This window comes from Candidatus Lokiarchaeota archaeon, from assembly GCA_014730275.1.
In the GTDB taxonomy this organism is placed as follows: domain Archaea; phylum Asgardarchaeota; class Thorarchaeia; order Thorarchaeales; family Thorarchaeaceae; genus WJIL01.
This window is the reverse complement of the sequence record WJIL01000030.1, coordinates 1-5,958: the sequence shown is the minus strand read 5'-3', so window position 1 is coordinate 5,958 and position 5,958 is coordinate 1. Positions and strand designations below refer to the sequence as shown.

Genomic DNA, 5,958 nt, shown 5'->3' with positions numbered 1-5,958 from the left:
TTTCATTGGCATGGCAGCCTATGCAACCCCACGACTCCGTTTGGGGCGTTTCAGATACAGAGACAAATCTGATGACAAGAAGAAATTCGGATTAGTGTCTGATATACCAACCAGAATTCAATTCGATGATGGCCGAGAGATTAAAGGAAAGAAAAGTGTTCAGAAATTCATCATCTCCGCGAGAAAAGAAGCTCTCAAAGAATTCGGTGATGGCTTGGACATTCCTGAGAATAGGAAAAAGGAGGATAAGTGAATGTCTGAGGAATCGATTCTTTTCCACATTGTTCTTCTCGACGAAATGGCGATTCATGTCAGAGAGAAACCCGATGACGCAAGCCAAGGTGTAGCCATCATTGAGGATGATGGAAAGCTGTATGCTGAAACATGGCGTTCAGAGAATGGCTCGCCTGAGGCTATCAACAGAAGCAGGATTACAGAAGGTTCTCGATTCGACTTCTTTCTACATCCACGAGCAAGAAGGGAGCTAATCGATCTTTTGGATTTGCCCGATACTGAAGAAGGTCCGATGAAACTTACAGAGATTCTCAAACAACATCTAGGAGGGTTCTGAATGACGGTCAGAGGTTATTATGTCAAGAAAGGTGAAGAACCTGACAACAGACACGCTGAGCTCGTCGAAAACGAGGTGCGAATTATCAGTGATGCAATCGAGAAACTCAATGCCGCACTCAAGCAAGTTGGTTTCAATGATATCACTAGTGAAACGAAGCTGTGGAATCTATGTGATTCGTTTGTATTGTTGCTGAAAAGTGGATTGTCCGCAGCTGACGAAGAGGCTGCAATCTCTACTATTGCTTCAATCACAGAGAAGTCATACAATGAGATTTCTGCGAGTATAGGTCATATCAAAGATATGTTGAATGAGTATTACCGACTTCCTGCAGACCCTCGTTTGGGACTCAATCTTTCGGGACTCATTAGCCATCAGATGTTAACATCTGGTCTGGCCACAAGCTCACTAATTTCGGAAGTTAATTCCGAAACGGATGAAGTGTCTATTACGGAATCTATAGCTGTGTTTCGAGCGGCCGCCTTGTTCTATATTTTTGGCCGGCCTGGAAAAGGAAACTGGGACGGAGATACTGCTGCACGTAGAATCAAATCTCTTCTTGATGGTGTCGTGAATGAATCACTCCAAAGCGAGATTTTGGCAGTAATTGAAGATGACCAGGACGATGATAAAGGTAGATCCCGCATAGAGAAATCGAGTCAGTACGGGCTTTCGTATTCATCCATCAAGAAGACTGCGGCTGCCGTACTCGACAAAAGTTCCTCTCACGAAGCCGATGATTTCGAAGATGAATCAGTATGGCTCAGTATGGACGAAGAAGAGATGGAACCATTGCTTAGGTCATTCTTGAGTTCGATGAAACCTCCAGAATCTCTTGAAGAAGAACGTGAAGGGGAGTTATCAGTCCTCTTTTCGGATATTTCAGGAATTCAGCATTTCATCGAAAACACTGACAGACTTCCACAGATGAAGGGAGCCTCTTCTATCATAGATGGCTACATGAAAGATGTCAGAACATTGAGAAAAGCAGGCATGCCATCCCTGTATTCTATACTTAGAGATACCGGCATACCGTTAGAAGCTGTGATTTCATCAGGAGGCGGCAATATCATTCTGCTTACCCCTACTCCACTTGCAGATTATCTGGTTGACCGCTTGGCTCAAGGAATCCGGGAAGCAACCGGAAAGCTGCGAATGGTTGCTGCGTATTCTTCATTCTCAGTGACTGATGCTTCTGGGAATCTATCACAAGATTCTCTTATCACCCATTTGAACCAAGCGCGAGACAAAACCATCCAAATGAAAAATGACTTGACGGCCACCAAAGGCAAATTGATCGACTACGGAATTGAACTGCGCTGTGAGTCGTGTGGCTCAGCTCCAGCATCAGAGCTCTTCACTGTGGGTGATAACGAACGGACTTACTGCAGTGATTGTAAGAGAGTTCATGATTACGGATTGCGTGAATCATTTAGAAACACGTTCCAAGATTATCAGCCTAATGCTTCGAAGCTTCTCGGTTATGGATGGGACACATTCTCCGAACATATTCTCGACTTTCTTGCTGGAAATGATGCAATGAGGAACATTGAGGCCAGCAAAAAGGCTGATCTTGCAATGATTAAGGCTGATGCCAACTTGGCTGGTGCCTTCATCTCGAACGTACCGAGCCTGTCCGCTCTCATTGAGAAGAACATGCTCCTTACTAACGAACTCCAGGGCACCGTATTGGATGCATTTGACTGGCTCAAACAAGTAACGAAGAAGGAACTAGACGAGCTAGGTGTCACCGAAAGCAAGGAAGAAAGTGAGAAGCTTGGATTGCGATTGCAGCTTGGAATGATGTACGTGGGCGGAGATGATCTTATGTTACTCTGTCCGGCATCCTATTGCATTCCGCTGGCCCTCCGGATTGCACAGACATTCTATGAACGCCTTGGCGGAGAGCTTAGTATGTCTCTAGGTATCATCTCATTTCCAACTCATGAGCCAATCCGATTGATGATTCAAGCTGCTGAAAGTCTCTTGAGCTATTGCAAGGAAGTGTCAAGACCCTTCGCCATTGAAGGTAAAGACCCGATGGGTGTGTTGGATTTCGAGGTCATGAAAGGCTCGCTCAATGCTCCAAGTGACCTTAAGACGGTGCACGATTTTCGTAGGCGAAATAACTTGACGCAGCGACCTCTCATTCTTGATGATATGAAACATCCAGTACTGAGTTCGGTGGTTTCGTATGGAAAGGGAGATCCGATGCGAGCAATAGCGCAGGCTTCAATTCGCTACGAAGCCTATAGAAAGAACATGATCGAAGAGGACGCTTCTGGCCTAGAAGACTTCTGGAAGGCATCTTCAGAAATCGTACAGAATATGGACATCCAAGAGACACCTGGCAAGCTCGCAAGCTATGATGCATCCAAGGGCAGAGGTGTATCCTTCTCTGTTTACATGGCTGGTAGGTCAGAAACCAAAGCTCGAGCAGGAGAAACTTATGGCAAAATCGGCCTCCTGGCACTTGGAGATGAAGAAGACCGTATCGGTGTTCTGGATGCTAGAACACTTGCTAGGTTGATGATGGGGGGTTGATTATGAAGAAGATAGACTGCAAACTGGAACCTCAAGATGCTTTACACATTGGTAGCGGCGTAGTTGGACTCGGAGCGCGTCATGTCTCCAGAGTTCAAAGATTGAACGGACGACCCTTTGTCCCTGGAAGCACACTCAAGGGGAAGATGAGAGCGAATCTAACACGTCTGCTTCCCTCAATCAGAGAACTGGCTAAAGGAGACCTCCAATCATATCTCGAAGACAAGTCAGACAAGTCGGTCATCAGAGACTTCTTTGGAGCTGAAGACCGCAAAGGACGGATTACAGTCACAAACGCTGTCATGGAAGATAGTCAGACGGTAGAACAAGAAGACCAAGTGGACGTAATCCCAGGAATTCGAATCGATGAAGAAACCAGATCCACTGCAGAAGGTGCGCTGTTTTTCGAAGAAAAAGTTGCACCCAAAAAGAACTTCGAATTTTCGGTTTACATAGCAAAAAGCAAGCAAGGGGATGTCGATCTCTTGTTGACCTTGTTGCCAATAAAGTACATCGAGCGAACGGGTATTGGCAGACGGAAGGCGGGGGTCACAATCTCAATCCCCGAGAGAGAAGCCCAGCTTGATGAACTGAAGGAGGCACTGCTTGGAAATGAGTGAACTGTCGAAGCTTAGAATTGTGCTTGATACGCGTTCGGATGTTTCTCCAAGGGAACATCTGCCAACACGAAATGTACACACTGCTTCAAAGGTTATCTCAGGCAAGAAAGTGCGTGGTGCTTTTCTTACATCTATTCGGAGAATGATTTGCCCGTATCACGAATCGAAACGTTGTGTCAATTGTGAGCAGCAGGATTCGTGCGAGTTTTCGAATGAGATTATTCCTGCCCTAATCAGTGCCGGGCCAGCGCTTCCAAAATGTGACTGTGAAAAGCCACGGGAACTGGAGAATCCTCCTGCCACGTATCTGACTTGCAAATTGTGCAGTGAGGCTGATGAAGTGCATGATGCTACAAACTCATTTCTTACAACTGGTGACATAAGCCACGCAGAATACTGCAAAACCCATACAGAAAGCTATTATCGCGTTCAATTCAAGGGGTCCGTTTGTCTCTCTTGCGGAAAACCTTTGAAGGAACCCTGGATTTCCATGCGCCCCTCTGTGGGAATCAACTCTACAACTGGATCAGCGGAAGAGGGAGAGCTTTACTTTTCGCAGACCGTCTCGTATCCAGCCGCTTTAGCAACAGAGCTCACCGTAAAATCGAGCAAAATCCAAGATTATGTCAGTGAACTCGAAACCGATACCGAGCTCTTACAGCTTGGTGCTGGAAGATCCAGAGGTTGGGGGATAGTTGAAATCAACAACGTCGAGAAGGAGATCAGCGAAGAGGAATTCATTGACCAGAAAGCTCCAGCAATTGCTGATTGTGTGAGGCAGTATGGCGGCTTCGTGGTGATTGCAAAAACTGGCATCGCATCACTTCTAGAAGCGGAGGATGGATATCACTCTATGCCCCGAGTTGACAATATCCTCGGGGCCAAGCTGGCAAAGTCTTTCGGGAGAACGATGTCATTCAGCGGTTGGTCGCTCATGACGAACCTTCAGAAACCACGGATAAGAACAGCTCAACCAGGTTCGGTCTTCTTCTATGAAGTCGATGATCCAGATTCATTTGACTACCAAGCACTAGCGAGAAAAGAGCTGACAGGTATCGGACAAGAGACTATGATAAACTCTCAACTGAATCAGATTGTATTCTGGGAGGGTCGCTGATGAAGATAGACTACAGCAAAACGAGGAGTGAAATCGACGTAGAAGCCCATTATATCCTTGATTCAGCACTCAGGATTGGGGGTACGGACGCAGACAAAGAAGATGTTCTAAGGACCGGCGATGGTGTTCCCTTCTTGAGTAGCAGTTCCATAAAGGGTGTCTTGCGTTCGGAGTTCAACAGGATGCCGCAGGCTAAGAGTGAAATCGAATGTGATATCCCAGGATTCGGGACTGTTGACCTGACTTGGACCGAAGTCTTGTTTGGCTTCAGTTCCAGGGAGCTTGACGATGGCAGGAATCTTTCTGTTCAGGGGGCTATCGACATATCTGACGCGGCCCTAGAAGGCTCTACGACCGAGCTCCGGACTCATGTCAGGATAGACAGGAAAAGCCGCTCCGCAGAAGATGGCGGATTGTTTGACAGCAGAGTAGTCTCGCCAGGTCTGAAATTGCAGCTGAGATTTCGGCTGAAGAACGTACTTGACACCACGCCTATTGGTATACTATTCTTCATTCTCGATGAGCTTGGAAAGGGCAATACCGCCATCGGGGCAAACTCGACGATAGGACTCGGGCGTTTGAATGCTATACACTATGAAGTGGCAGTTCGAAAAGAACCAGGGCAGATTCTGGGTGTTGCAGAACCCTTTACTCTCTCAGGAGATGATCTTGGTGTGCTTGCCCCGAAGCTGGCTGAATATTTGAAGAAGAAATGAGTTTCTGGAAGTACTGATTGGGTGATTGGTTGATTTGAAATCATCTTGATGTCAAAACATATGGCAGATTAGGAGCTGATTTTTTGATTGGCAAATTCCTATCGATAGTTCACCATGAATCTCCATTTTTTTCCAGGATGATAGGTTAGCTGTTAAAACAGACGAATAGATTCGATTCTAAAATTCCAATCCTATTCGATTGTATTTTGTACCAGCTAGGATCAGAGATACAGCGTCAGAAGAATGACGCCGCAATTCCGGTTCTATCGGATTATGCTCTGTAACTAGCAGAGATCTGGAATAACCTGAGAGAAGAGGCCTCGCCGCAATTCCGGTTCTATCGGATTATGCTCTGTAACACAGATGATAAGTCGTGGGATCACATTGACT

The 5,958-nt window shown here is 46.2% G+C and carries 5 protein-coding genes; all 5 read left to right on the top strand.

From position 1 onward, the window contains the following. The first annotated feature begins 253 nt into the window (after positions 1–253). From GF309_04305 to GF309_04285, 5 genes are read left to right on the top strand one after another with little or no spacing between them, the layout of a single operon-like run. Positions 254–571, top strand: a complete 318-nt coding sequence (locus tag GF309_04305; protein ID MBD3157988.1) for a hypothetical protein — start codon at positions 254–256, stop codon at positions 569–571. Beyond that, the gene (locus GF309_04300; protein MBD3157987.1) at positions 572–3,115 is read left to right on the top strand and encodes a hypothetical protein; all 2,544 of its coding nucleotides are present in this window, start codon (positions 572–574) and stop codon (positions 3,113–3,115) included. A gap of 2 nt (positions 3,116–3,117) precedes the next feature. Next, positions 3,118–3,735 carry a hypothetical protein gene (locus GF309_04295; GenBank protein MBD3157986.1) on the top strand — a complete coding sequence of 206 codons (618 nt, stop codon included), beginning with the start codon at positions 3,118–3,120 and terminating at the stop codon, positions 3,733–3,735. Beyond that, positions 3,728–4,852, top strand: coding sequence for a hypothetical protein (locus GF309_04290; protein MBD3157985.1), 1,125 nt, complete (start codon positions 3,728–3,730; stop codon positions 4,850–4,852). The genes GF309_04295 and GF309_04290 overlap by 8 nt, the downstream gene beginning before the upstream one ends. Beyond that, on the top strand, positions 4,852–5,568 hold the full coding sequence (locus GF309_04285; protein ID MBD3157984.1) for a hypothetical protein: 717 nt from the start codon (positions 4,852–4,854) through the stop codon (positions 5,566–5,568). The genes GF309_04290 and GF309_04285 overlap by 1 nt, the downstream gene beginning before the upstream one ends. Positions 5,569–5,958: the final 390 nt, after the last annotated feature.